Annotated in this window: 27 protein-coding genes and 2 pseudogenes; 25 read left to right on the top strand and 4 right to left on the bottom strand. The window is 69.5% G+C overall.

The window, feature by feature from the left end; all coding sequences use genetic code 11:
• Positions 1 to 211: 211 nt before the first annotated feature.
• From PHA84_RS14995 to PHA84_RS14905, 20 genes and pseudogenes are all read left to right on the top strand, one after another.
• Complete coding sequence (locus PHA84_RS14995; protein ID WP_270888926.1) at positions 212 to 616, top strand: VOC family protein; 405 nt, start codon at positions 212 to 214, stop codon at positions 614 to 616.
• Positions 613 to 894, top strand: a complete 282-nt coding sequence (locus PHA84_RS14990) for a winged helix-turn-helix transcriptional regulator (protein ID WP_270888925.1) — start codon at positions 613 to 615, stop codon at positions 892 to 894. Before PHA84_RS14995 ends, PHA84_RS14990 begins: the two co-directional genes overlap by 4 nt.
• A gap of 96 nt (positions 895 to 990) precedes the next feature.
• Positions 991 to 1,323: a hypothetical protein gene (locus PHA84_RS14985; RefSeq protein WP_270888924.1), complete on the top strand. Its 333-nt coding sequence runs from the start codon at positions 991 to 993 to the stop codon at positions 1,321 to 1,323.
• A 292-nt stretch (positions 1,324 to 1,615) separates the two neighbouring features.
• Positions 1,616 to 1,846 (top strand): annotated as a pseudogene (locus tag PHA84_RS20820) (site-specific integrase); the annotation flags it as partial.
• Positions 1,847 to 2,051: 205 nt separating this feature from the next.
• Positions 2,052 to 2,486 (top strand): annotated as a pseudogene (locus tag PHA84_RS14980) (tyrosine-type recombinase/integrase); the annotation flags it as partial.
• Between the two features lie 446 nt (positions 2,487 to 2,932).
• Positions 2,933 to 3,745 (top strand): TolB family protein, encoded by an 813-nt coding sequence (locus PHA84_RS14975; RefSeq protein ID WP_270888923.1) that lies wholly within the window; start codon positions 2,933 to 2,935, stop codon positions 3,743 to 3,745.
• 739 nt (positions 3,746 to 4,484) lie between these two features.
• Positions 4,485 to 5,270 (top strand): hypothetical protein, encoded by a 786-nt coding sequence (locus PHA84_RS14970; protein ID WP_270888922.1) that lies wholly within the window; start codon positions 4,485 to 4,487, stop codon positions 5,268 to 5,270.
• A gap of 50 nt (positions 5,271 to 5,320) precedes the next feature.
• Positions 5,321 to 5,521, top strand: coding sequence for a hypothetical protein (locus PHA84_RS14965; RefSeq protein ID WP_270888921.1), 201 nt, complete (start codon positions 5,321 to 5,323; stop codon positions 5,519 to 5,521).
• Positions 5,518 to 6,384, top strand: a complete 867-nt coding sequence (locus PHA84_RS14960) for a hypothetical protein (protein ID WP_270888920.1) — start codon at positions 5,518 to 5,520, stop codon at positions 6,382 to 6,384. The genes PHA84_RS14965 and PHA84_RS14960 overlap by 4 nt, the downstream gene beginning before the upstream one ends.
• On the top strand, positions 6,381 to 6,674 hold the full coding sequence (locus PHA84_RS14955) for a hypothetical protein (protein ID WP_270888919.1): 294 nt from the start codon (positions 6,381 to 6,383) through the stop codon (positions 6,672 to 6,674). The genes PHA84_RS14960 and PHA84_RS14955 overlap by 4 nt, the downstream gene beginning before the upstream one ends.
• Positions 6,674 to 7,561, top strand: coding sequence for a hypothetical protein (locus PHA84_RS14950; RefSeq protein ID WP_270888918.1), 888 nt, complete (start codon positions 6,674 to 6,676; stop codon positions 7,559 to 7,561). The genes PHA84_RS14955 and PHA84_RS14950 overlap by 1 nt, the downstream gene beginning before the upstream one ends.
• Positions 7,562 to 7,565: 4 nt before the next feature.
• Entirely contained in the window at positions 7,566 to 9,041 is a 1,476-nt protein-coding gene (locus PHA84_RS14945; RefSeq protein WP_270888917.1) for a type IV secretion system protein, read from the top strand.
• Between the two features lie 45 nt (positions 9,042 to 9,086).
• Entirely contained in the window at positions 9,087 to 10,592 is a 1,506-nt protein-coding gene (locus PHA84_RS14940; protein WP_270888916.1) for an SCO6880 family protein, read from the top strand.
• A gap of 3 nt (positions 10,593 to 10,595) precedes the next feature.
• Positions 10,596 to 11,642, top strand: a complete 1,047-nt coding sequence (locus PHA84_RS14935; RefSeq protein WP_270888915.1) for a hypothetical protein — start codon at positions 10,596 to 10,598, stop codon at positions 11,640 to 11,642.
• Positions 11,643 to 11,677: 35 nt separating this feature from the next.
• On the top strand, positions 11,678 to 12,124 hold the full coding sequence (locus PHA84_RS14930; RefSeq protein ID WP_270888914.1) for a hypothetical protein: 447 nt from the start codon (positions 11,678 to 11,680) through the stop codon (positions 12,122 to 12,124).
• Between the two features lie 24 nt (positions 12,125 to 12,148).
• Positions 12,149 to 13,717 carry a peptidoglycan DD-metalloendopeptidase family protein gene (locus tag PHA84_RS14925; RefSeq protein WP_270888913.1) on the top strand — a complete coding sequence of 523 codons (1,569 nt, stop codon included), beginning with the start codon at positions 12,149 to 12,151 and terminating at the stop codon, positions 13,715 to 13,717.
• Between the two features lie 101 nt (positions 13,718 to 13,818).
• Positions 13,819 to 14,268, top strand: a complete 450-nt coding sequence (locus PHA84_RS14920) for a hypothetical protein (protein ID WP_270888912.1) — start codon at positions 13,819 to 13,821, stop codon at positions 14,266 to 14,268.
• Between the two features lies 1 nt (position 14,269).
• Positions 14,270 to 15,754 carry a type IV secretory system conjugative DNA transfer family protein gene (locus tag PHA84_RS14915; protein WP_270888911.1) on the top strand — a complete coding sequence of 495 codons (1,485 nt, stop codon included), beginning with the start codon at positions 14,270 to 14,272 and terminating at the stop codon, positions 15,752 to 15,754.
• Between the two features lie 14 nt (positions 15,755 to 15,768).
• On the top strand, positions 15,769 to 16,422 hold the full coding sequence (locus tag PHA84_RS14910; protein WP_270888910.1) for a hypothetical protein: 654 nt from the start codon (positions 15,769 to 15,771) through the stop codon (positions 16,420 to 16,422).
• 353 nt (positions 16,423 to 16,775) lie between these two features.
• Positions 16,776 to 17,954, top strand: coding sequence for an IS110 family transposase (locus PHA84_RS14905; RefSeq protein ID WP_270888909.1), 1,179 nt, complete (start codon positions 16,776 to 16,778; stop codon positions 17,952 to 17,954).
• Between the two features lie 101 nt (positions 17,955 to 18,055).
• Here PHA84_RS14905 and PHA84_RS14900 read toward each other — a convergent pair whose 3' ends face one another.
• A complete protein-coding gene (locus PHA84_RS14900; RefSeq protein ID WP_270888908.1) occupies positions 18,056 to 18,742 on the bottom strand; it encodes a maleylpyruvate isomerase family mycothiol-dependent enzyme in 687 nt (228 codons plus the stop codon).
• An 11-nt stretch (positions 18,743 to 18,753) separates the two neighbouring features.
• Positions 18,754 to 19,338, bottom strand: a complete 585-nt coding sequence (locus tag PHA84_RS14895) for a mycothiol-dependent nitroreductase Rv2466c family protein (RefSeq protein WP_270888907.1) — start codon at positions 19,336 to 19,338, stop codon at positions 18,754 to 18,756.
• Between the two features lie 118 nt (positions 19,339 to 19,456).
• Between PHA84_RS14895 and PHA84_RS14890 the strand changes: the two genes are divergently transcribed.
• Entirely contained in the window at positions 19,457 to 19,891 is a 435-nt protein-coding gene (locus PHA84_RS14890) for a MarR family winged helix-turn-helix transcriptional regulator (RefSeq protein ID WP_270888906.1), read from the top strand.
• Positions 19,892 to 20,157: 266 nt separating this feature from the next.
• On the opposite strand, the gene PHA84_RS14885 is transcribed toward PHA84_RS14890, so the two are convergent.
• Together PHA84_RS14885 and PHA84_RS14880 are read right to left on the bottom strand one after the other, a co-directional pair.
• A complete protein-coding gene (locus PHA84_RS14885) occupies positions 20,158 to 20,814 on the bottom strand; it encodes a response regulator (RefSeq protein ID WP_270888905.1) in 657 nt (218 codons plus the stop codon).
• Positions 20,811 to 21,953, bottom strand: coding sequence for a sensor histidine kinase (locus tag PHA84_RS14880; protein ID WP_270888904.1), 1,143 nt, complete (start codon positions 21,951 to 21,953; stop codon positions 20,811 to 20,813). The genes PHA84_RS14885 and PHA84_RS14880 overlap by 4 nt, the downstream gene beginning before the upstream one ends.
• 140 nt (positions 21,954 to 22,093) lie before the next feature.
• Here PHA84_RS14880 and PHA84_RS14875 point away from each other — a divergent pair, with 140 nt between their 5' ends.
• The 4 genes from PHA84_RS14875 to PHA84_RS14860 all read left to right on the top strand — a co-directional run bounded on the left by PHA84_RS14875 (position 22,094) and on the right by PHA84_RS14860 (position 25,581).
• Positions 22,094 to 22,993, top strand: a complete 900-nt coding sequence (locus PHA84_RS14875) for an ABC transporter ATP-binding protein (RefSeq protein WP_270888903.1) — start codon at positions 22,094 to 22,096, stop codon at positions 22,991 to 22,993.
• Positions 22,990 to 23,802: an ABC transporter permease subunit gene (locus tag PHA84_RS14870; RefSeq protein WP_270888902.1), complete on the top strand. Its 813-nt coding sequence runs from the start codon at positions 22,990 to 22,992 to the stop codon at positions 23,800 to 23,802. Before PHA84_RS14875 ends, PHA84_RS14870 begins: the two co-directional genes overlap by 4 nt.
• Before the next feature lie 121 nt (positions 23,803 to 23,923).
• Positions 23,924 to 25,423 (top strand): DUF4389 domain-containing protein, encoded by a 1,500-nt coding sequence (locus PHA84_RS14865; RefSeq protein ID WP_270888901.1) that lies wholly within the window; start codon positions 23,924 to 23,926, stop codon positions 25,421 to 25,423.
• Complete coding sequence (locus tag PHA84_RS14860) at positions 25,420 to 25,581, top strand: hypothetical protein (RefSeq protein ID WP_270888900.1); 162 nt, start codon at positions 25,420 to 25,422, stop codon at positions 25,579 to 25,581. Before PHA84_RS14865 ends, PHA84_RS14860 begins: the two co-directional genes overlap by 4 nt.
• Positions 25,582 to 25,615: the final 34 nt, after the last annotated feature.

Genomic DNA, 25,615 nt, shown 5'->3' with positions numbered 1-25,615 from the left:
CAAAGAGAACCTGCGGCCTACCGCCGCGGGCCGGCGGACGTCCCAAGATTCGGCGGTGCTACACGACCTCGAACTCGATGTAAGCACATGTCGTTGGAAGGGGCCCCGGATCGCACATCTCGAAGCAGCGGATGGTAAAGGACGGGCTCGTTGACATCGGCCAACCCCGCAGGTCTTGACGGGCTAACTTGCATTTTGCAAGTATGCCCACATGAGCCTCTTCATCACCTGTCCGGTCCGGAGCGTCCAGCGCGCGACCGCCTTCTACACCGCCCTCGGTTGGACGCTCAACGGCGAGATGTCCGATCACAACGTGTCGTGCTTCGCTATCGCGCCCGAGCAGTACCTCATGCTCGGCAGCCGTGAGATGTACGCGAGCATCGGCGGCGTCGATCAGCTGGTCGGCGGACCGGACACCCCCTCGAAGGTCACGGTCTCGTTTGACCTGGGCAGCCGAGAGGCGATCGACGAGCTCCTCGACCGCGCAGCTGCTGCGGGTGGGCGGATCGGTGACACCGACGACTACCCGTTCATGTACCAGCGCCAGTTCGACGACCCCGACGGCTACCACTACTCGCCCTTCTGGATGAAGCCGAACACCGATCCAACCGAGTGAGCGACCTCGCCGCGGCCCTCGACATCGTCGGAAGCCGTTGGGCCCTGCTCATCGTGGAGCGGCTGCTCGAAGGACCGCAGCGCTACGGCGACCTGCAGCGCGACCTCGGAGCGCCGACGAACATGCTCGCGACCCGCCTGCGCGAGCTGGAAGCGGCAGGAGTGCTGTACCGTCTGCCTCTCCGCCACAACACACGGGCTTACGCCCTGACTGATCGCGGGCTCGCACTGCGAGAGGCGATCGTTGCACTCGGTCGCTGGGGTGCCGACCGGGCATAGCCCAGCATCCTGGCGCTCCCTCCCAACCTGGCCTGCCGCCATTCGCGCGCGCTAATTCGGTTGCCCGTCCATGGGGACCCCTGTCACGCTCGCGAGATGTCCAGCAGGATCGGCGACAAGCTGTTCGACCGATTCGGGGAGACCGCCGTCGCTGTGGGGAAGACGCGTCCTCAGGTGGAGCCGGCGATGATCCACGACATCTTCGACGAAGCGGCGACCCTGCTGCATAACGGACTTGCCATGGACCACCTGGATGACCACGACGCCGACATCGTTATCTCAGAGTTGTGCGTGGCCCTTACTGATGCGGACGTGACGACCGCGCTGTTGACCCGGTTCTACGCCGCCACCGACAAGCCCGAAGACCTGCACGACCCAACAGGCGTTGCCATGGCGTACGAGAATGTTCTGCGGATCTTGCAGCTCTGACGCTGTCGGGCTGACACGCAGGTTGGCGTCATGGCGCGCTTCTTAACCCGGGAATACCGCACCCCCTTTGGGTCCATCCACGCTGCGGGGCGGGACGTCCGAAAGTCCCTGGCCGGGACTCGCGTCACTTCGCCGCCTGCGGACGCGCAATGGATGACCGCTATCGTCGACGCGGTCCCGAGGTGCCCGGTCGCGTCAGCGGCGGGCGGGGCCTGGGCCGTTCATCAGGTCGCCGCACGAGGTGATCTCCGTGTCCGCTCCGTCCCCCCTTCTGCCCTACCAACCGGCAACGATGTCGACCGCGCATCTGGCGGCCGTGTCCTACCTGGCCGGCTACACCGGCCGGACCCACGCCCTGTACGCCTACCAGCTCCGGGAATGGTTCGCCTGGTGCGAGGCCAGCGGCCTGGACCCGCTGGTCGGCATCCAGCGAGCCCACGTCGAGCTGTACATCCGTCGGCTCGGTGACCGGCCGCTGATGGACTCGTCCATCAACACGATGATGCACGCCGTCCGCGGCTACTTCCGCTTCGCCCACATCGACGGCCTGATCGGCTCCGACCCCGCCGTGTACGCCCGGCTGCCCAAGATCCACCGCGACGAGACCCGCACCCAAGGCCTGGACCGGCTCGAGCTGATCCGGTTCCTCCAGGTCGCCCAGACCCTGACCGTCCACCACGGCGCCCTGGCCTACCTGCTCGGCATCAACGCGTCACGCCTCCGAAGCCGCGGCGGTGAGGATCGAGGACTACGCCGACACCCTGCGCGGCTACAGGGTTCTGCACTTGGCCGGCAAGGGCAACAAGCCCGCCACCATGCCTCTCACGGTCCCGGTGCTGCGCGTTCTCGAGGCATGCCGCGGTCAGCGCACCACGGGACCGCTAATCCTGCGACCGGTCTCGGGCAACCCCATCGACCGGCGCGACGCCTACCGGATGGTCGTCCGCATCGCCAAGGCCGCAGCCATCCCACGACACATCAGCCCGCACTCGCTCCGCCACGCCGCGATCACCAACGCCCTCGACGCCGGCGTCCCCCTGCGGGACGCCCAGATCCTGGCCCGACACGCGGACCCACGCACCACCGAGCACTACGACCGCGCCCGCGGCAACCTCGACCGACACGGCGTCCACTTCCTGACCGCCTACGTCGCCGGCGTCTAAAGAGCGTCTGGCCCCACCAGCGTCGCTTCCGCCCAGAATGTAGCGGCGACGGGCACGGCCTAGATTGTCACTGACGACATGATGGAACCCCAGGATTGAGGCCGCGCAATCTCGCTTTCGCTCTCCCGGTGGTGAAGCGAGCCGCTTGGTCGCATACAGAGACCCGTGGTGGGAGCGTAAGAGAGGTCATGACTTCCCGAAGCCCTGAACCCAGCCCTGGGCGTGGATGGAACAGGCTTTGCGTCGTCGCGGTCGCGGTGATCCTCGTCGTGACCGCGTGTACCGCCTCGTCCACTCCGAGCGGGCAGAAACCATCCACGGCCTCGCCGCGGCCCTCGACGGCTGCCAGCAGCCCAACGCCCCAACCCACCGGGGCGATCCCACCCGCCGAGCGGTCGGGGCTGAGAGGCATCGTCGCCTACAGCACCCGCGACGGTGATATCTGGGTGATGAACGCAGACGGCACCGGGCGGCGACGCGTCACCCGTTCCGGCCCCGGCTTCGACTTCGACCCGCAACTCTCGCCGGACGGCCGCTCGATTGTCTTCCGAACGTCGAGAGGCCGCTACCTACCCGACACGCGCGGGATCGGGCTCGAAGGGATCTTCGTCGTGGACGTGCAGACGAGACACGAGCACCCCGTGCACCCCCCGCGCGGGGGGCTCTTCCCGAGCTGGTCGCCCGACGGTCGCGCCATCGCGTTCAGCGCGCTGCAGAGCGACCTGCACGGCGAGTCGATCCACCTCGTCACCCCCGCCGGCACGAACCTCCGTGACCTCGCCGAGCCCGCATTCGACGCCGTGCAAGAGGGCCTCGCCTGGTCGCCCGACTCGCGACGGATCGCGTACAGCGGTCATTCCGGCGACGGCAACTGGGCAATCTGGACGATGAACCGCGACGGCAGCGACCGGCGGCAGCTGACCTTCCCGACGCCCGTCTTCCCACGCGGGAGCGGCGGTGACCACATCGGCGCCTGGTCCCCAGACGGAAAGCAGCTGGTCTTCAGCTCCTGGCAATCCGGGGATTTCGACCTGTTCGTGATGAACGCCGATGGATCCGATGTCCGCCAGCTCACCGACTGGCCCCGCGGCGATGGTGCCGCCACGTGGCTCCGAAGCGGGCAAATCGTCTTCTCGCACTTCAGCGGCGACGAGCCGTTGCCGCACTGGTACATGATCAACCCCGACAAGACGAAGCTTCGCTCCCTTCCCTGGTTCTACGGCGCCGGCGACCCGCTCGACTGGGTGCAGCCGCGATGACGCAATGGAACAGCCATCTCACCTCGCTGCCCCATGCCCCTGAGCCTCAACGGATGGAGGCGTCCCTTTCTGCCGCCAATGCTCGTCAACCGATCTTGGGCTGATCCGTACGCGTTAGGCGGTCTCCATCTAGTGACCGAGAGGCCGCTCAGTAGAACCCCGCAATAGGAGCGGTAGCGGGTCTTCTAAGGCGGCCAGTCCGGTGACGGTATCGGCCATGAGTTCGGTGCGTCGAGGACCTCGGTCTTGGAGCCGAAGGGCATCAGGTCCCCCCGATGTCGGTGGGGCGCGCTCGAAGCGCCGGCCGAGCCGAGCCCAGCCGCGCTCGACCGCGGATGGCAGGGGCAGCTTGGGTGCCCGCTCGTCTAAGAGTGCGAGTCGCGGTTTGGCTGCAGGAATGACGCGCACGGTCACGAGAAACTCGGGAGTGCCGAGGCCGACCGGCGGTGGGCGACAGGTCGCCTCTCCCAAGGGGGAACATCAGGGCGGCGGTGCTCTCGGGTGTGCCCTTCGCGACCGACATCGCTCCATCCTCATTTGGCCGCCGCCAAGGGAGCGCAAGGCCTGGTGCACGAGAAACGTTGGCGACTTGGGGTACAACGCATCGTTGCAGGCCACGCGGGTCGTACCCCCGATCACGGGACACGTACCCCCTCCTGATTGCCCACGGACGGGGACGAGTCCGGGGACGCCTGACCGAGACCTTCCTGCCGTGTCCACACGGCGGAAGGAATTCGAGATGAGTGTCGCAACACACCTGGGCCTGGCCGACCTCGACAGCGAGATCCTGGCCGTGGCCGGGCAGCGCTGGTCGCGATGGCAGCTCTCCCACGAAGAGCTGCTCGTCGTCGAGGAGCTGGCGGATCTCCCGGCCTGGCTGCGGGCAGCCGACTGGGCTGAAGCGGACGGTGTCCTGCTGGCCCTGGCCCAACTGTCGGCGCGGGACGGTGGCGATGACGTCGCCGCGACCGGAGCGCTGGCCTGGGTGCTCCTGCCCGGTGCCAGCCTGCTGGCGTTCCGTCTCGGGCGGCTCAGCCGTCGGATCGACGAGATCCTTGCGGCCCAGCTGTGGATCGAGGCCCGGACCTTCCCGTGGCAGCGCGGTCACAAGGTGGCCGCCAACATCCTGATGAACACGCGCAAGGGGGTGATGCGCGACCTCGGGATAGCCGACCTGGGCGACCGCACCATCCCGTTCCCGCCCTCCGCGCAGGTGTGGACCGAGGCCGCCCACCCGACAGGCCCTACGGCCGAAGAGGAGCTGCTGGACATTCTCGAGCTCGCAATGAGCAAGGATGCCCTGTCCAAGGACGACGGTGAGCTGCTGCTGGGCCTGGCCCTCGCAGCGGACTTGGCCAGCCCCGCCCGCTCGGGTCGGGGCCATGCCGGCCTGATGGCGCCGGCAGCCTCCGAAGCCGTGGCCGCAGACCGCGGCGTCTCGGCCCGGACCATCCGCCGGCGCGCAGCCCGGTCGGTCTCTGCGCTGCGCACTGTGTGCGGCACCTACCAGCGGGCCTCGGCGTGAGGTGTCCACCATCACGCAGCGGGCGGGCTTTGGGCCGCGAGGTGATGACCATGACCGTCGCGACCGAGCTCCAACGCCTGTTCGCCATGGCCAACAGCGAGGGCAAGGCACGTGCCGAGCGGACGGGATGCGTGGACCGGCTGCACCACGTGCAGGCTGCGCGCGCCGCGCTGTCCCGACTGGACGCCCCCAGCCTGCGCGATTCCCCCGAGGCCACAAGATTGGCACTGGGGCAGGGGAGTTCCCAGTGACCTCACTGACCACCCATCCGGCACTCCCGCGACCCGCGGTGAGCGTTGAGGAGCTAAGGCGCGCGTGGCTGGCTGTTGCGGCCGGGGAGTTCCGCCGTCACCCGGGGGCCAGCCAGCGACTGACCACACCCAGCAGCCATGAAGCCGGCGGGCGGCTGTGGGAGCCCCACGAGGCCGTACTCCCCATCATCGGGTGCGCCGGATCGGTCGGCGCAACCATCATGGCGTTGAGCCTGGCCACCGCTGCCGTCGTGGCCAGGGTGGGAAGCGCCCGCGTCGTGGAGTGCTGCACGGTGACGGCCTCCGGCCTGGCACCAGCCTCCACCGCAGAGCTGGGCCGGCACCCCACGCAATGGCTACAGGGCACCCGAGGCGAGGTCCTGCTCGAGCGCAGCAGCGACATCTTCATCAGCCCCAACGAAGTGCCACGACCCACCGACGCTGCACCGGCGGTCGGCCTGACCGTTCTGGACGTCGGATGGGAGCTGGGACAGCTTCTGGCCAGCCCGAGCTGGCTGTCCGACCGGGTGTCCCACGCCGATCAGGTCGTGGCCGTCACCACCGCCACGATCCCCGGCCTCAGGCGCCTGGAGGGGGCGCTGGCACTGCTGGAGGGAACACATGTCATCGGCGCCGTCCTCGGTCCACCGCGGCGCAAGTGGCCCCGGGGCCTGGAGCACAGCCTCGGGGCCTTGTCCCGGAAGCTCGACCAGCGCGGGGCCATGCACCTGATCCCACTGGACCGCGGCCTCGCTGTGCGGGGCCTGGACTCGCAAGCCCTGCCCACCCGACTGCTCACCGCAGCGGACCACGTGCTCCGCGCCAGCGTCGCCGTAGCCACCACGAAGGGAAACCCGTCATGAATGCGCTCACCCGCCAGTTCGCCACCCTCCCGCGGGTCTGCCCCGTCGCCCCGCCCGGCGCGCAGCGCTACGCCGACCAGCTCATGGGCTACGTCCTGTGGGGCACGATCATCCTGTTCGTGCTCGGCGTCGTCGTCGGCATCGGCGCGATCGTCGCGGGCCGCATCTTCGGCATGCCACACGCGTCCAAGGCAGGAATCGTCGGCGTGGTCGTCGTGTTCCTGGCAGTGATCGGCTACCTGGTCCTGCCGGGAATCGTGCGCGCCATGACCGGCGCTGGGTGTATCTGATGAGCCGCGTCGGCCAGAACAACGCCACAGGCGGGTGGGGACGCCCGCGCCTGCTGGCCACCCTCGCGGCCGCGGTCGGTGCGGCGCTGCTGTTCGTGGCCGGCCTCGCCCTGGCGCTCTACTACGGCCTGCCGAGCGCAGACGCGACGTCGACGCCCCATTCGGCGGCATGGTCGGCGTCGCCGATGCCGGTGGCCACCGGGACCCACTCGGCCTACCGCGACCAGGTGGCCGCAGCGCCGATGCTGCAGGTGGCCCCGGACGACGCCAGGCGCGGCGGCCCTGCCGCGGTCGCCGGCCCGGTCATCGACGTGCCCGCGGCCACCAGCCTGGGACCGGCGCAGGTACCGACCGGCTTTCCTCGCACACCCGAGGGAGCTGTCGGCCAGCTGGCCGCCATCGAGACGACCGTCCTGCAGGGGATGTCTATACCCCAGGCGAACCAGGTCTACGAACAATGGGCGCTACCAGGCGGGGCAGGCGTGGCCGGCTGGGCCCTGACCAAGAACGTCCAGACCTTCCTCGCCAGCGCGGGGCAGGGGCAGAGCAAGGACTCCACGGTCGCGGTGACCGCGATCCCGGCGGCCGGGCAGGTGAAGGCCACGGACGGGCCCGACTGGGCGCTGGCCTGTGTCCTGCTGGACGTGCGGGCGACCATCACCGTGCAGGCCCGCATGGGCTACGGCTACTGCGAACGCATGCAATGGCACGCCACGCCGACAGGGAGGGGCGGCCACGGCGGACGCTGGATGATCGCGCCCGGCGCGCCGGCCGCGGCCGCACCCTCGACGTGGCCGGGAACCGACATCGCCTTCAAGGCCGGGTGGCGAACCTGGGCCAGCAGCGACGAGACGGGCGCGGCCGGCACCTCGACCAGTACGGAGTAGCGCCATGGACTTCCTCAACCCGTTCACCTATCTCGGTTCAGCCGCCGGCAAGGTCGTCGCCGACGGGTGGACCGCGGCGATGCTCGGCCTGTGGAACGCCGGGCTGTGGCTGTTGAAGCTGGTCCTGACGATCGTCGACGCGTTCACCGTCCCCGACCTGCGCGAGGGTGGCGCCGGTGCGCAGGTGTACCAGATGACGTTCTGGATCGCCGGAGCGCTCATGCTCCTGCTGGCCATGGTGCAGCTGGGGCTGACCGCCGCCCGGCGGGACGGCAAGTCGATGGCGCGGGTCCTGGTCGGGACGGGCCAGTTCGTGATGGTGTGGGCCGGCTGGATCGCCCTGGCGGTGCTTGTCGTCGCCGCCTGCGGAGGACTCACCCGCGCCCTGATGTCCACGCTGCTGCACATCGACAAGTGGGCCCAGTTCGACCCGCTCGGCACCCAGATCTCGACCCAGGACATCAGCGACGGCACCGTGGCCACCGTCCTGGGGTTCATGGGGATCTTCATGGTGTTCGCCGCGATCGGACACCTGCTGGTCATGCTCACCCGTGCGGGCGCGCTGTTGGTGCTGGCCGCGACCACGCCCATCGCCGCCGCGGGCCTGGTCAGCGACGCCGGGCAGAGCTGGTTCTGGAAGAGTTTGCGCTGGTTCATCGCCGCGGCGTTCACACCCGTGGTGATGGTCCTGGTGCTGGGCATCGGGGTGCAGATGACCTCAGGGGTCGCCACCGGAATGACCGACAACCTGCAGAAAGCCATCGGGACTGCCGTGCCCGGCGTGGTCCTGATCTGCATCGGTTGCTTCAGCCCCCTGGCGCTGTTCAAGCTCTTGGCGTTCGTCGACCCCGGAACTAGCTCCGGGTCCGCGCTGCGCGCCGGTCTGGGCGCCCAAGGTGGGCTCAGCGGTGTCCTCGGTGGCCAGGGTCAGGCGCAGGGCGGGTCCGCGGCGGCGTCGATGACCGACGCGAACGGCCGCTCCCAGGGTGAGAGCTCCGGGCAGGACTCCACCAGCGCGCGCTTCAGTTCCGGTGCGCGTGGGCTGATGGGCCAGGTCGGGGGCGGGCTCGGGCAAGCCGTCGGCGCAGGCATGGGAGCCATGGAGAGCATCGGGCCGCGCGGGGCAGCGGTGGCCGCCGACGTGACCAACCAGATGGGTGTCGGCCACAACAACTACGTGCCTGACTTCAGCAAGACCAAGTATGGGTCGAGCCAAAGCCGCGGCGGCGGCACGCAGGCAGACGACGACAACCCCGAGATCAACGGCTCCGGCCCCAACACCACGGCGGACCGCGGCATCCCTTCCCCCGCAGCACCTCGGATCGGGACACCGCGGATCGGGACACCGCGGATCGGGACACCGCCAGCGCCGACACGCTCCCCAGGCGGACTGGGCGGTGCCGGTGGCGCGGGTGGCGCGGGCGCCGCAGGGGGCGAGGCCACCGCTGCCGCAGCAGCCGTGCCGATCGTCCCGGTGTGACCACCCAAACCCGAATCCCATTGTTCGAAAGCAGAGGAGAGTCTCATGGCGGTCATCTACAGCGACTACAGCCGGGCACGGATCGGGTGGTTCTTCGGGCTGTCCGGGTGGCAGCTGGCAGTCGTCGCCGGCTCGACGATGCCGGTGTTCTGGTCCGTCCAAGCCGGCGCCTGGATCTCGGCGGTGCTGTTCCTGGCGCTCTGGGCCACGATAACCGTGGTCACCGTGACCCCCGTCCGGGGCCGGTCCACCTTCGGCTGGGTGGCCGCCTGTCTGGCGTTCGCCACCGGTGGCCTGGCGGGGTGGACCCGCTTTCGTTCCAAGGCGACCCGAGGGCAGGTGGACGCCCTGCAGGAGGCAGACCTGCCCGGAGCGCTGCACGCCGTGCAGATCCACGACGGACCACCGCAAGGGCCCTCGTTCTCACGGGTGGCGATCATCCAGAACCACAGCACCCGAACGTGGGCGGTGACCGCGGCCGTCGTCCACCCGGGCATCGGGCTGCGGGAGATCGAGGAACGGCAGCGGCAGGGCCGGGGTCTGAGCGAGCTGCTCGACATGGCCTCCCAGACCGAGCTGATCGACGAGATCCTGCTGTTGGTGCGCACCGTGCCCGAGGACGGTGCCGAGCGTGACCAGTGGCTGGCCCGCCACCGCCGGCCCGGCGGTTCCCAGGGCGCCCGCCAGGTCAACGACGAGCTGCAACAGGCCCTGACCAAAGCCAGCGTGCGCACCGAGTCCTTCGTGACGGTCGTCATCCCCGAGGGACGGCTGGGCAAGGCGGCCAAGGAGTCCGGCGGCGGGCTCGAGGGGCGCGCCCGCGTGATCTACGGCGTGTTGGGCGAGATCGAGGCGCAGTTGCGCGGCGGACTGGGCATGACCAGGGTCACGTGGCTGAGCAGCCCCGAGCTCGCACTGGCCTGCCGGACCGGGTTTGCCCCAGGGGATCGGGCAGGGATCATCGACGCCCTCGGCGCCCGCCAAAGCGATCCGGGCGTGAACGCCGACATCCCGTGGGCGCTGGCGGGACCCTCTGGAGCCGACCTCGTCGCCCGGCATTACAGCCACGACGCGTGGAACAGCATCAGCTCCACCATCAAGCTCCCCGTCAAAGGGGCGGCCATGGGTGCGTTGCTGCCGGTGCTGACCCCGACCGAGCCGGGGGAGCGTCGCTCCTTCCTTGTGGCCTACCCGATCCTGAGCCAGTCGGCGGCCGGCCGGCAGAGCGCCACCAGCGAGTGGGCCGCGGACATCGGCGAGGAGCTGCGCGCCAAGGTGAAGGTGAAGCAGAACGCCAAGGCCAGGGACGAGGCCGAGAAGGTGCGCCGGCTGGACGGCAAACTCGCCCGCGGCAACTCCCTGATCCGCCCGTACGCCCTGTGCACGGTCACCGTGCCCAAGACCGTGAGGGTGGCGGAGTTCGGGCGGCGGCTCGATGCGTCCGTCCGCCGAGCCGGGTTCGCGCCGCTGCGCCTGGACCTGGCCCAGGACGTGGCGTTCGCCGCGTCGACCGTCCCGCTGGGCGTCAGCCTCACCCGGAAGGGGGACTGAGCGATGAGCGGATCCCCCCGCACGCCGCGTCGCCCGAACGGGGGCCGCACCGTCTCCCGGCTGCTGGCCGACTTCGGCCACGACCTGCCCTGCGTGCCGCCCGTGCAGCAGGGCGCCAGGGAGGCGCGGCTGTTCCGGCACGCGTCACGGCGAGGGCCTCGCAGGGCCGGCGGCGGCTGGGCGCCCGCGCCCGCGCCCGTCTCGGCCTGGCGCATGACCTCCGACCAGGCGCCGGTGCTCTGGCCGTTCATCTCCACCCCTGGCCTCCCGCCGACCGGTGCTCAGATGGGCATCGACATGCTCTCCGGCGGCGCGTTCTACGCCGACCCCAACGGGTGGATCCTCGACGACGACGTCCCGGTCACCAACCCCAACATCTTCAGCTTCGGCAAACCCGGCCGCGGCAAGTCAGCGACCACCAAGGCGTTCTGCCTGCGGATGACCGACTTCGGCTACCGCATCCTGGTGCTCGGCGACCCCAAGGACGAGTACGAGGGGCTGTGCCGGTTCTTCGGGGTCGAACCATTCGCGATCGGGCACGGCCTGCCCACCCGGATCAACCCCCTGGCGTTCGGGCCCCTCCTGCAGGGGTGGGAGCAGCTGGACGCCGCGCAGGCGCAAGGCCGCGCGGCGGTCGTCTTCGGTCGCTGGCTGACCCTGGTGCGAGGCCTTGTCGGAAGCCAACGGATCGGCGAGGAGCGGGTCCCGTTCGGACCCACCGACGAGGTCGTCGTCAAGGCAGCCCTGCAAACCCTCACCGGGTACGCCCACGGCCAGTCCCAGCTGACCGAGACCACCATCCCCGCCCTGTGGCACCTGCTGGACAACCCCACCGGCGACCTGGTCGCAAAGTGCCGGTACGCCGGCGAGCGGCACTTCCTCGACGACACCAGGCTCCTGCGGGACGCCCTGGGCCAGCTCGTCGGCGGCGCCCTGGCCGGGCTGTTCGACGACCACACCACCATCGACGTCGACTGGTCCGCCCCCATCCAGTCCCTGAGCCTGTCTCGGCTCGAGGCACTGGGGGATGAGCAATCGGGATCGCGCTGACCTGCCTGAACTCATGGGGTCGAGGTATGCGGGAGATGGCAGCACCGGAGGATCTGCGGGTGGTCGTGCGGGACGAGTCGTGGAAGCAGCTGCGGCTCGGGCCGGAGGCGGTCAAGTCCTTCGACGCCGACCTGCGCCTGTCCCGCCGCGACGGGGACGTCCAGTTCGCCGTCGCGCACAAGCCCTCAGACCTGCTCTCAGCCGGTGACACCGGCTCCCAGGCCGTCGCCATAGCCAAGGACCTGCTGCACCTGGCCGACGTGAAGATCCTGCACGGCCAGGACCTGGGGGTGGCCCGCGAGCTGGAGAACATGCTCGGGCTGGGTCCGATGGCCCGCGACCTGGTCACCGGGTGGGCGATGCAGGGCAAAGGCCGGGCACTGTGGTGCGTGGGGGAGCAGCACTACAAGGTGCAGACCGTGCTGCACCCGGTCGAGCGCGAACTCACCTTCACCAACCAGGCCATCGCCGGCGCTGCCTGACCAAGGCTGACCGGAGCCGACCCCATGAAGAAGATCGCGCTGTTCCTCATCCCAGCACTGCTGCTGGTGCTCGGGCTGCCGGTGGCCGTCGCCCTGATCGTGATGACGGTGAGCGCACCGGCGGCCGCAGAGCAGCTGCGCACGATCGCCTGTGCCGGTGTCATGTCGGTCACCGGCGCCTGGCGGCCCCCGTTCGCGCAGGCCTACACCGTGGGCCAGCGCGGCTTCGGCCAAGAGTTCCATCCGATCTACCACGACTGGCGCCTGCACACGGGGCAGGATCTGGTGTCACAGCCGGGACCGGGCCCAGTGGTGGCGATCGGGGCGGGACGGGTCGTCTTCGCAGGCGGTATGGGCGGGTACGGCAACGTCGTCGACGTCCAGCACGTCGACGACCCCACCGGGGCAGCGGTGGTCAGCCGCTACGCCCACCTGGTCTCCGTGAGCGTGACCGTCGGCGCGACGGTCACCGGCGGCCAGCAGTTGGGGGTCGAGGGCTCGATCGGTACCAGTACCGGCGACCACCTGGACGTCGAGATCCGGGTCGGCGGGAAGCCGGTCGACCCAGTGCCGTGGATGCTGGCTCACGGTGCGCCGCTCAATGGCCAGGCAGTGGGCACCTGGACGCCACCACCGGGAGAGGCGGTCGAGGAGGGCGGGGTCGGCTTTTGGCTGCCGCCACCAGGCACGCCCAGGCAGGCGTCTCTGCACAGCCCGGCGCAACCAATCCCCGCCCAGGTCAAGAGCGACTACCTCGCGGCCGCCGCCCGGTACAAGATCCCGTGGGCCCTCCTGGCCGGGATCGGGATGGAGGAGACCGCCCACGGCCGCAACGCCGGCACCAGCTCCGCCGGAGCTCAGGGCCTCATGCAGTTCATGCCCGCCACCTGGGCCACGATGGGGGTCGACGGCGACGGCGACGGCCGCGCGGACATCACCAACGACGCCGACAACGCCATGTCGGCCGCGAACTACCTCACCCAGTCCGGCGTCACCAACGGTCCGGCTGGCGTTCGGGCAGCCATCTTCGCCTACAACCACGCCGACTGGTACGTCAACGACGTCCTGTACTACGCCGCGGCCTACGGCAGCGGCACCGTGCTGGGCAGCACGACCGAATGCGGGCCGGGACACGGGAACCCGAGCCTGCCACCGCTGACCAGCAACCGCCTCCGAGTCGTCCTCACCTGGGCCACCAGCCACCTCGGCGACCGGTACATCATGGGCGCCAACGGACCCAATGCCTGGGACTGCTCCTCGTTCACCCAGGCCGCCTACGCCCAGATCGGCATCACCACGCCCAGAACAGCCCAAGCGCAACGCGACTGGCTCGCCGCCGGGAATGGCTTCCGCGTCGACCCCCAGCAGGCCAGACCAGGCGACCTGATCTTCTACGACTCCTACCTCGGGCCCAACACCATCGGCCACGTGGCCCTGGTCTTCGACCCCAGCAAACAGTCCACCATCGAGGCGATGAACAGCCGAGACGGCGTCACCTACGGCAGCTACGCCGGCAAGGCGGCCACCAAGCACATCTTCGAAATCTGGCGGGTCGGCAACGTCTCCGACCAGCCGTCCCGGACGGCCGCCTGACGGCCGAACGTCCCGTGCGCGCGGACGCTTGCGCGGGCATGTCGCAGGTGTGACCACCCAGGGCCGCCCCCGGGCATTGGGTGGCAGGAAGGAAGCAGCCCATGCAGCGAGCACGACGAACCAACCCCTACCCGTTCACCTGGGAGATCCCCATGGCGGCAGTCGTCGCCACGGTCCTTCTGGTGGTCCTGGGGATCCACGCCGGGGGAGCGTGCGCCAACCTCGTCGCCGGAGGGGGGCTGATCCTGCCCTCCCGGGAGACGCTGTTCACCAGCGTGCCCGCAGTGCTCGGTGGGGACGCCGGCGCAGGCCTCAGCGGCACGGCCGCCCACCTGGCCGGGGCGACGGCAGTCAGGGTGTGGGTGGCCGTAGTCGAGGCGGTGGTCCTCACCCTGACCGTCCGGGTGGCCAAGGTCGGTCTCGGCCGGTGGGGGCCCGGCCGAATCCAAGGCATGGCTACGCGGGAGGAAGCCGAACGGCTGCTCGGCCGGAGCCGGCTGCGCAAGGTCGGCGCCGTCGTCCGGCCGGATCTCTACGGGAAGGGACGCTGAGATGGCGCTGCTAGGCGACCGCCGGCGGGCACCGTTGCGTCCCGAACAGGTTGGGTGGCGACTGGGCAACGGTCAGGAGCCGCGCGGCGGCAAGCTGTGGGTGCCGTGGGACCGCACCGCCGGTGTAATCGGCCCGCAGGGCAGCGGCAAGACCCTCGACCTGCTCATCCCCGCTCTCCTGCGGGCACCCGGAGCCGCCCTGGTGACGCTCACCAAGGTCGACGACCTGCTGCTCAGCATCACCGCCAGGCAGGCGCCGCGGGCGGAGGAGGATGAGCAGCGACCGTGCGTGGTGCTCGACCCGTTCGGTCTGGCGGTCGGTCTTCCGGAGCTGGTGTGGGATCCGATCGACGGCTGTGTCGACCCGATGGTCGCCGAGCGCCGAGCCAAGGCATTCACCGCGGGCACCGTGAAGGGGGCCGTCGCTGGCGGGCACGGCGACGACGCTGCCCGGTTCTACGCCGCCGAGGCCGCCAAGGTGATCCAGGCCTACTTTCACGCCGCGGCGCTGACCGGGCGGGACCTGGAGGACGTGCTCCGTTGGGTGGCCAACCCGCTGAGCGCCACCGACCCCACCGAGATCCTGCGCGAGCACCCTCACGCTGCCCCCTTCTGGCACGGCCTGCTCCATGGGGCTCTGCACGGGGATGATCGCACCGCCGGTAACACGATCACCACGGTGCAGCAGGCGCTGAGCCTGTTCTTCCAAGAGCCGATCCGGCGTCGGTGCGTTCCTGGTCCGGGACGCAGCGCCACAGACATCGTCGACGTGATCCGCCGTGGCGGCACTATCTACCTGCTCGGCCGAGAGGACCCATACGCCAGCGCGTCTCCGCTGATGACCGCCGTGGCGGAGCACGTGCTGGACACCGCATTGGTCGAGGCGAATACGTCGCGGTGGGGTCGGCTGTGCCCACCCATGTTGGCCTGCCTGGACGAGCTGCCCTCCACGGCGCCATTGCCGACGCTGCGTACCCGGATGGCCAACGAGCGCGCCCTTGGCATCTCGTTCATCTGGGCCGCGCAGACCAGGCCGCAGCTGTCCGCGATCTTCGGGGACCAAGAGGCTCAAACACTGCTCGGCTTGACGAACAACCTGATCCTGTTCGGCGGCTCGAAGGACGTCGCGTTCAACCAGGAGATCTCCGACCTGCTAGGGCCGGTGCGGATCTCGCGGACCAGCTGGCAGAGCGGCCAGATGGGCGGCCGCACCACCACCGCGGAGGACATCCCCATCCTCACCGCCGCAGAGGTACGGCAACTGAAGGAACGCCACGCCCTGGTCGTGTCCGAGAACGGCAAACCCATGATCGCCCGGCTCACCCGGTGCATCGACGGACGGGCCGGCCGCCGCCTCCTGGCGCAGCAGGAGCAGGCGAGGACCCTCCTCGGGCGCAGCCGGCACACCACCGTGTCGGTCGATGTCCGCCGCACCGCCGCACTCGTCGAGGCTCGCCGAGGGGGCCTGTCCAACGACCTGACTTGACGACGGAGACGAGCATGAACCCGAAGAGCAGCCCGGACCCGACACCCGGCCCGATGGTGGCCACGTTCCCGCACCCTGGGCGCCAGCTTGAGCAGGCGTACCGGGAACTCGACCTCGCCCTCAACGGGACCGACGAGCAGCGCAAAGCGTTGGGCAGCCTCAAAATGCTCCCTCGGCCCTGGGACCCGGACAGCCTCACGCGTCCGCAGCTGCGCCGTGAACTGTGGGACTGGCTTGACGCCTTCACGATCTGGCTCAACAGCGAGTACGTGTGGGACGTCGTCGGTGTCGTCCCACACTGCTGGCCGCAACACGAGCACCTGGTGCGTGAACTAGCCGTGCTGGCAGACCAACGTCGACGAGCCGCGCTGGCGCTCGGCAGCGACGCCCTCGAGGAATGGCACCGCTACGCCCTCCCCGCGTTCATCGACCGGATGCGTCAGAGGGTCAAGGACCACTGCGAAGACGGACACCAGCAGTGGCCAGCCAAAGGCCGCCACTCGCGCCACCTGGCCGAACCCGCCACGACCCAACGCGCGCAGGCATTCGACCAAGATGCCGCACACCACAGCCCGCCGTCAACGAGCAACGAAAGCACGCCGCCACGGCTCCGGGTCGTCGACGGCCAGACCATCGATACCGGCACTGGCGAGATCGTCGACTCTTAGCAGCATCCTGCTCGCACTCCGGAAACGGAGAGGACCGCTGCGGCCCTTCCTCGACTGGATTCGCAACTGGCCATCAGATGGAGAACGTCCGGGTCAGTCAGACGTCGGTGGGCGGGTTATGGCGGCTACTTGACGATTGTCGGCAGGACCGGTGTCCGGCCAGACTCGGTCCAGGTGCTCGGCGGGATTGCTCTCCTCGCGGCTGCCCACCGGTTTGTTGGTGTGGCTCTCTATCGGTTTGCGGTCCCATCGGGCGCCGTGTCGGCGCGTGGCTCCAGAGGGGTCTGCCCAGCTCTCAGTAGCAATGCTCGCCCGGCGTTCTCAAACCGACAACGGCGCGAAGCGAGGCAGTCATGGCGAAGGTGTTCATCGGGGTCGTCGACCAGCGCGAGAGGGTGGTGGCGACGGGTCGGTTCGGCACCGACAAGGTCGGGTACGCCGCGATGCGCAAGCACGTCCACGCCTGGCCGGAGCGGGTCTGGGCGGTCGAAGGCAGCAACGGCGCCGGCCGACCGTTGGCGCAACGGCTCCTAGCCAACGGCGAGCATGTGGTCGACGTGCCGGCGAAGCTGTCGGCCCGGGCCCGGTTGTTCGACACCGGTCACAACCGCAAGACCGACGCCCACGACGCGCATGCGGTGGCAGTGGTCGCGGTCCGCACTTCTGGTTTGCGCGTGCTGTCCTATGACGCCGAGCTCGAGGTGCTGCGGATCCTGGCCGACCGCCGTGAGGAACTCACCCGGGCACGGGTCCAAGCCGTCAACCGGCTGCAACGGCTGCTCTCGGAACTGAGGCCCGGTAAGGCGAAGAAGGACCTCACCGCGTTGCAGGCCAAGACAATCCTGGCCTCGGTACGGCCACGGGACCTGGCCGGCAAGACCCGCCGCCGCCTCGCCGCCGAGCAGCTCACCGACCTGGTCGGCATCGAGAAGAAGATCAAGTCGCTGACCAAGGAGCTCAAGGCGCTGGTCCTGGCCCGCGGATCCACCCTGATGGAACTTCCCGGCGTCGGCCCAGTCGTCGCGGCCCGCGTGCTGGCCGACGTCGGCGACGTGGCCCGGTTCGCCAACCGCAACCGGTTCGCCTCCTGGACCGGTACCGCACCCATCGAGGCATCCTCCGGCGAGATCGTCCGACACCGACTCTCCCGGGCCGGGAACCGGCGGATGAACCACATGATCCACATCGCCGCGGCCACCCAGATCCGCCTCGAGACTCCCGGCCGGGCCTACTACCGGCGCAAGCTCGCCGCCGCCAAGACCCGAGCAGAAGCCATGCGCTGCCTCGAGCGACGCATCTCCGACGCCATCTATCGCCAGCTCCTCATCGACGCCAGAGCCGGCCTGGGCGAGCAGGTGGAGGCGGGCCCGGGAGGGCACCGCGGGGCGTCACATCAATCCAGCGCGGCCGGCTCGCACCCGCACACCGGCACTTCGGATCAGCCACTTCCCGGACCCGCACACCCGACGCTACCCGCGCCCGTACTGACGCGGAAGACCGTTGACTCAAGGCCGCTCCAACCCGCCTCTTGACATCAGAGGGGTGCCGATATGACGCACGTTGATCGGCATGACGGACCGGCGTCCACGTGAGAGTCCGATCGTGGTCATGCGTGAGCGTCGGTGCCGTCCGTTTACGCGGATCGGGTCTGGGTGAGACGGAGGGCGTCCGCGCCTTTGCCGGCGAGCTGTTCTAGAGCGGCGGTCCTGCCGGTGAGCAGGAGCAGGATGGCGCCGATCGGGCCAGCCGCCTCGGGTCCTTGGCCGCGGCTCCAGTCGGTGTCGGTGGCGGTGAGCCGGCAGTTGGCCCATGGCAGTCGGTGGTTGACGCTGGCGAGCCAGGTGTCGCGGGTGTCCCACCGACGGGTAGCGGCCAGGGCGCCCAGTGCGGGCGGCATGGGCAGGTGCAGGCCGAGGGGAATGGCGATGTCCTGGCTGTGGACGAGGATGTCGGTCAGCGTCTCCAGGGGGGTGAGCCCGGGATTGTGTCGACGTGATCCCATGCCGTTCCTGATGGCCGCGACGATTTGCTCGGTGGACATGGCCTGCGCCTGCATGACGCCGGCGTCGTGGATGAAGGTGTTCAACGGCATGCTCCGCAGAATTCGCGGATGACGGCTGATGAAGCCCATCGCATCGCGCACTCTTTGCTGCTGCATGGTGAGGTGCGCGGCGACGTGTCGCACGGTCCAGCCCTCGCACAGCGACGGGTGCTCCCATTGCTCGGGTGTGAGGCCTTCGAGCAGTGCGGCGGTCCGGCCTCGTTGGTCGTCGACCCCCGCCCACAGGGCGTCTGCGTCGGTGGCGGTCAGAGTTGCCATCTCTTCCTCCTTCAGGTGAAGACCGGGGGTTGGACCCGGGTGCGCTTGAGCTCAAAGAACTGCGGATAGCCCGCGAGAAGCCGCGCGCCCTCGAATACTTGGACTGCGCGCCGGCCCCGAGGGATGGCGTTGAGGACCGGGCCGAAGAAGGCGACGCCCTCGATGGACGTGATGGGCGTCCCCACGTCGCTGCCGACCAGACCCACCCCAACGTCATGGCTGGTGCGCAGGGCCTCGTCGTACTCATCGGACTCCATGGCGTCCTCCAGGTCGGCCGGCAGCCCCACTTCGGTGAGGGCAGCAGCGATCACCTCGTGATACTCCCCAGCGGTGGGTCGGCGCCATACGTCGAAGACCCGCCTGCCGAAGGCGGTGTAGAAGTCGATGAGTGCCTTGGGGCCGCATCGTGTCACCACGGCAGTTGCCACCTTGGCAGGTCCGCGGCTCGTCTCGACGTTATGGCGATACTCCGCCGCGATGTCGGTGCGCTCCTGGTTCAACAGGTAGAGGCTCAGGACGTGGTGGTGCACGGTCAGCGGCCTGCGCTGGCCCACCTCGTGAAGCCAGCGCGAGGCAGTCCAGGAGTAGGGGCACACCGGGTCGAACCAAAGTCGACCACCGTGTCGCGTGTCGCGGCCATGACGCCTCCGAGGTAGAACTAGTCCTAGCAGCGAACTATTATAGTTCGTTGATAGGACTATGGGAAGAGGTCACATGGAGCGCGAACTGCCGGCGAGCCTGCTGATGTTCATCTCCTCGCGATCGGCCGCGAACCGCATCTTCGAGGCGCTCCAAAAGCAGGGCTTCGGCGACCTAACGATCGCCCAGAGCCGGCTCATGATGGGCATCGATCCCGAGGGGACCCGGCTGAGCGTGCTCGCCGAACGCGCCCAGATCGCCAAGCAGACGGCGACAGCCCTGGTCGACAAGCTCGAACGTGCTGGCTACGTAGAGCGCGTTGCCGATCCCACGGACGGCCGGGCCCGCCTGGTGCGCATGACCTCCCGCGCGAAGAAGGCCATCCCGCATGCCCGCGCTGAGGAGGACCGCATCGAAAGGGAATGGCGCGCACACCTCGGCACTGAGCGCATGCAGTTGCTGCGCGAAGCCCTCACCGACCTACGGAAGATCACCGACCCCTACCAGTGATCGCCAACCTTTGGCGGCGAAAAGACTCACTACGCGGCCAGCCTCATGTCGGCTGCCGACCAACGGATCCCCGGCGACACCCGCGTGGTGTTGGAAGAACTGATCACGGAAACCGGGTGTTGACTGGCGAATATCGGGATGGACAACGGCACCCAGCTCACCGCACACGCGATGCGCGGCTGGCGCCGCATCTCCTTGACGAGACCGCGTTCATCGAATCCTGCTTCCTTGGCGGAACGGCTTCTCCGAGTCCTTGGACGGCGGCGTCAGTCCCCCACCCGGCCGGTGTCGTAGGCCCACATCGCGATCTCGACCCTGTTGCGGGCGCCGATCTTGGTCAGCAGGCTCGCGACGTGGGTCTTGGCGGTCGTCAGGCCGATGAAAAGGTCGGCGGCGATCTCGGCGTTCGTGCGGCCTCGGGCGACCAGCGCCAGCACCTCCTCCTCGCGTTCGGTGAGCGGCTCGATCGGTTGAGCACGTCGTTTCGACAGTCCCCTGGCGGCTAAGGTGGACAGCAGCCGCCGGGTGATGTTCGGCGCGATCAGGGCATCGCCGACGGCGGCGGCATGCACGGCCTGGACGAGCAGCTCCGGCCCGGCGTCCTTGAGCAGAAAGCCTCGGGCGCCGGCCCGGAGCGCGCCGTGGACGTACTCGTCGAGGTCGAAGGTCGTGATCACCACCACCGCCATAGGGTCCGGGACGCCCCGCCCGGCGAGGAGCTCAGTCACCTCGATGCCGTCGAGCCCGGGCATCCGGATGTCGACCAGGCACACGTCGGGGTGGAGCCGACGCGCCAGCTCGACCGCGGCGTGGCCGTCGGCGGCCTGACCGACGACCTCGATGTCGGGCTGGGCGTCCAGGATCATGGACAGCCCGGTACGCACCAGATCCTGGTCGTCGGCCACCAGCACTCGCACCGTCATCGGCGGACCTCCGTCGGCAGCTCGGCGTCGACCGTCCACCCGCCCCCAGGCGTCGGCCCGGCACGTAGTGTGCCGCCGAGCAGCTGCACGCGCTCGGTCATCCCCAGCAGCCCGAAGCCGTGGTTCGACGCCCGCGCCGGATCTATCTGTCCGTCGTCGGTCACGTGTAGTCGCAGCCTTCCCCCACCCTCACCGACCCGGATCTCCACGCGCGAGGCGTTGCGGGCGTGCCGCAGGGCGTTCGTCAGCGCCTCTTGCGCCAGCCGGTAGACCGCCGCGTCGACCTGGAGCGGAAGTTCGCCTAGGTCACCCGGCACCTCCACGTCGACGACCGGCACCGGTTCGCGGCGGGCGAGCGACACCAGGTCGGCAACGCCGGGCTGGGGGGTGTACTCCGCCGGCGCTCCCTCGCGCAGCACACGGACCATCGCCCGCATCTCCGCGAGCGTTCGCGATGCTTCCCCTTCGATGACCGCCAGCGCCTCGAGCCCCGCTTCGGGTCGCTGTCCGGCCATCGCCCGGCCCGCCTGCGCCTGCACCGCGATCGCCGAGACGTGGTGGGCAACCATGTCGTGCAGCTCGCGCGCGAGGCCAACCCGCTCCTGGCTGCGGACCTGGTCCAACGCCCGGCGCCAGCTCTCAGCGCGGTAGCGGAACGCCGCTCCGCCTGCTGCTGCAGCTGTCAGGATGCCGAACCCGCCGACGAAGTCGGACGGGCCGGTGTAGTCGGCGACCGTACCGATGACCGCAGCGACCAGCACCACCGTCAGCCCGATCACGATCTCGCGCCCTGAGCCCCAGCGGACCAGCGCGTAGACGAGCACCAGGATGTAGATCAGCGAGGGGAGCCCCACACTGCGGGGCCCGCCCGCCAGGGTCGCCAGTCCCAACGCCATCGCGGTGCCGAAGCCCACCACGACACAGGCCAACGGCTGGGTACGCCGCCAGAACAGCACCGGCGCGAGGCCCACAGCTACGATCGTCGCGAACGGCCGCCAGGCGACATCGTCCCGGAAGACCCCCTCGAGCAGCGCCGTCACCATGACCACCCCGACCAGCACCCAGTCGCGCCACATCCGGTCGGGAGCGTCGGCCGCGCGGGGCTCGGCCCATAGCGAGCGGAGGGCGTTGGTGACCACCCGCCCAGCCTAGGGACCACCGAGGCCTCGGGGACCGACCGAAAGAACGAGCCCCCCTCCTCCTAGCTCCTTCCAATGGGCGAGGAGGGTGCGGCCTCGACGCCGATGTGCGCACGCCGGGACGCGGCGAGGGTTGTCACATGATCACTGTTGAGTCACTGACCCGGAGGTACGCCGGCTTCACCGCCGTCGACAACGTCTCCTTCACCGCCCTGCCCGGCCGCGTCACCGGCTTCCTCGGCCCGAACGGCGCCGGCAAGTCCACCACGATGCGCGTCATGGTCGGCCTGACCGCCCCCACGTCCGGCACCGCGACCATCAACGGAGAGCGGTTCGCCAACCTCCCCAACCCCGGCCTCGAGGTGGGCGTCCTCCTGGACGCCTCCGCCCAGCACGCCGGCCGCACCGGACGCGAGATCCTCACCGTTGCCGCCGACACCATGGGCCTGCCCCGCACCCGTGTCGAGGAGATGATCGAGCTCGTCAGCCTGACCCCCACCGAGGCCAAGCGCCGAGTGCGCAACTACTCCCTCGGGATGCGTCAACGCCTCGGCATCGCCACCGCACTCCTCGGGGACCCCAAGGTGCTGATCCTCGACGAGCCCGCCAACGGGCTCGACCCCGCGGGGATCCGGTGGATGCGCGACCTGCTGACGAACTTCGCCAGCCAGGGCGGCACCGTGCTGTTGTCCTCCCACCTGCTCCACGAGATCGAGGTCATCGCCGATGACCTGGTCGTGATCGGCAACGGCAAGATCGTCGCGGCCGGCAGCAAGGAAGAGCTCCTCGTCGCGGCCGGGACGCTCGCCCGCTCGACGTCACCGCGCGACCTCGCGCACGCCCTCGAACAGGCGGGGATCCCCAGCACGCTCGCCAGCGACGGCTCGGTCCGTACGGACGCCGATCCCGCTCGGGTCGGGGCCGTAGCCCTGACAGCTGGCATCGCCCTCACCGACCTCCGGTCCGCCGAGGGCGCCGGCCTCGAAGACATGTTCTTGTCGCTCACTGCCGACACCCAACGCGAAGGAGTTGCGGCATGACCGCCACGATCGTCCCTCCCGACACCATCGAGGCCGAGCCGGCCCGACGGACCGCGCAGCCCATCCCGACCAGCCGACTCGTCAAGGTCGAGCTGCGCAAGATGTTCAACACCCGCTCGGGATTCTGGATGCTCATCAGCATCGGCGTCCTGTCGCCCATCTCGGCCGGGTCGCTCCTCGTCTTCGGCCTTAACAGCGACGTGACCTACCAGAACTTTGTGAGGGCGAGCGGGTTCCCGATGTCGGTGATCTTGCCGATCATCGCGATCCTGGCCGTCACGGGTGAGTGGAGCCAGCGAAGTGGGCTCACGACGTTCACGCTGGTGCCGAGCCGAGGCCGCGTGATCGGCGCCAAGGCGATCGCGACCCTCCTGGTGGGCCTCGGCGCCGTCTCCGTCGCCTTTGCGGTGGGCGCCCTCGGCAACTTGGCCGGGTCCGCACTCGCAGGCGTCGACACCGCGTGGGACGTTTCGTTGTCCATGGCACTCCAGATGGTGCTCTACAACCTGGTTGGCATGGCCTTCGGCTTCGCCCTCGGTGTCGTGCTGCGCAACTCCGCGGCCGCGATCGTGGGCTACTTCGTCGCTTCACTGGTCATGCCGGGCATCCTCGCGCTCCTGGCTCAGGTGCGTTCGGGGTTCGAGGACCTGCAGCCGTGGATCGACTGGCACTACACGCAGGTGGCGCTCCTCGATGGCGCCACGAACACTGTCAAGGAGTGGGCGATGCTCGGCTCGACCACGACGATCTGGATCGTCCTTCCCCTCGTCTTCTGGCTGCTGTCCCTGCGCCGCTCCGAGGTCAAGTAGTCACACACGGGCGGCGCTGTCCGACACTCATCTGTGCGTTCCAGACATCGCCGTTTCGTGGTGGATCGGCTTAGCGCCGCGGCCATGACGTCGCCTGGCGACGAGAAAGGAGACCACAACCATGACCACCTACACCCCACCACCTGAACCAGGCCGCACCGGTTCACGCAGGAACCGCCGGGTCCCCCTCATCATCGGCATCCTGCTCGCGCTCGTGGGCTTCCCGCTGCTGCTCGGAGGCCTCGGCCTCGGCTGGGCGATGGCCACCCAGCGCGACGACGACGGATTCTTCAGCACCCCGACCGAGCAGCTCACCACCGAGACGGTGGCCCTCTCCAGCGAGGTCGTGAACCTCGGCGAGGCCGGCCCCGACGACTGGTGGGCCGACCGTCACCTTGCCACCGTGCGGCTGAGCGCCCGGTCCGAGGGCGCAAGAGCCGTCTTCATCGGGATCGCACCGAGCGCCGACGTTGCGCGCTACCTGGGCAGCGCGTCCTACGACGAGATCAGCGACCTGCGCATCGACCCGTTCGACTACTCGCTGACCCGGCGTGGCACCGGCGGTGACCTGACCGCGGCTCCCACGGCCCAGGGGTTCTGGACCGCGCAGAACAGCGGCCCCGGCACCCAGGCGCTGACCTGGGACCTCAAGCCCGGCACCTACACCGCCGTGGTCATGAACGTCGACGGCTCGCCGGGGGTCGCGGTCGACCTGTCCGCGGGCGGACGCCTCGGCTGGCTCACACCTCTGGCATGGAGCCTCGGCCTGCTGGGTGGCGCCCTGATCCTCGGCGGCGCACTGCTCGTCGTGTATGGCGCCAGGCCGCCGGGACCGCGGGTCCCCCGCCAGGCCGCGCCCGGTCAGCCTCCGGAAGCAGTCCGGCCCGACACCCCGGTGACCCTGGTCGGCGCGAAGGACCCTCGGCTGAACCGTGGGCTCTGGCTGGTCAAGTGGTTCCTGGCGATCCCGCACTTCGTCGTCCTCGCGCTGCTATGGCTGGTCTTCGTGCTGCTCACCGTGGTGGCGTTCTTCGCGATCCTGGTCACCGGCCGCTACCCCCGTGGCCTCTTCGGCCTCAACGTCGGCATCCTGCGGTGGACCTGGCGGGTGCAGTTCTACGCGACGGCTGCGATCGGCACCGACCGCTACCCGCCGTTCACCCTCGACCACACCGACTACCCGGCCGACCTCGACATCACCTACCCCGAGCGGCTCTCGCGCGGCCGGGTGCTGGTCAAGTCGTGGCTGCTGGCACTACCGCACCTGGTCGTGCTGGGCGTGCTCGCGGGCACGTGGCAGTTCGGTGACGCGCACGGCTACCAGTTCGCCGTCGGTGGTCTGATCGGCGCGCTGACGCTGGCTGCCGGGCTGCTGTTGCTCTTCACCGGCCGCTACCCCGCATCGTTGTTCGACCTGCTCGTCGGCCTGAACCGATGGGTCTACCGAGTGACCGCGTACGTCGCGCTGATGACCGACACCTACCCGCCGTTCCGGCTGGACCAGGGCGCGGCGGACCCCGGTGGCGTCGCGCCCAGGCCGAGCACCCCCGACGCGCCGGCCCGAACCGGTCTCGGCTGGCCGGCCGAGGAGCGTCGTTCTGAGCGTGAGGTGGAGGTGTGACGATGCCTGCCCTCTCCGCGCTCCCCGCGAGCACCCGGCCGAGCGGTGCCGGGTCGACGGAGTCGTCGCGGCCCTCGGCAGGGCTGGCGATCCTGCTGGCCCTGCTGGGGCTCGGCGCGATGGCCACGGCCCTGCTCAGGCCGCTGGCGCTCGGCTGAATCTACTACCACGTGTCGTCGGGGGCGGCCGACC

The sequence above is a fragment of the Pedococcus sp. 5OH_020 genome, from assembly GCF_027812955.1.
Classification (GTDB): Bacteria; Actinomycetota; Actinomycetes; order Actinomycetales; family Dermatophilaceae; genus Pedococcus.
This window is presented reverse-complemented; position numbering and strand designations above follow the sequence as displayed.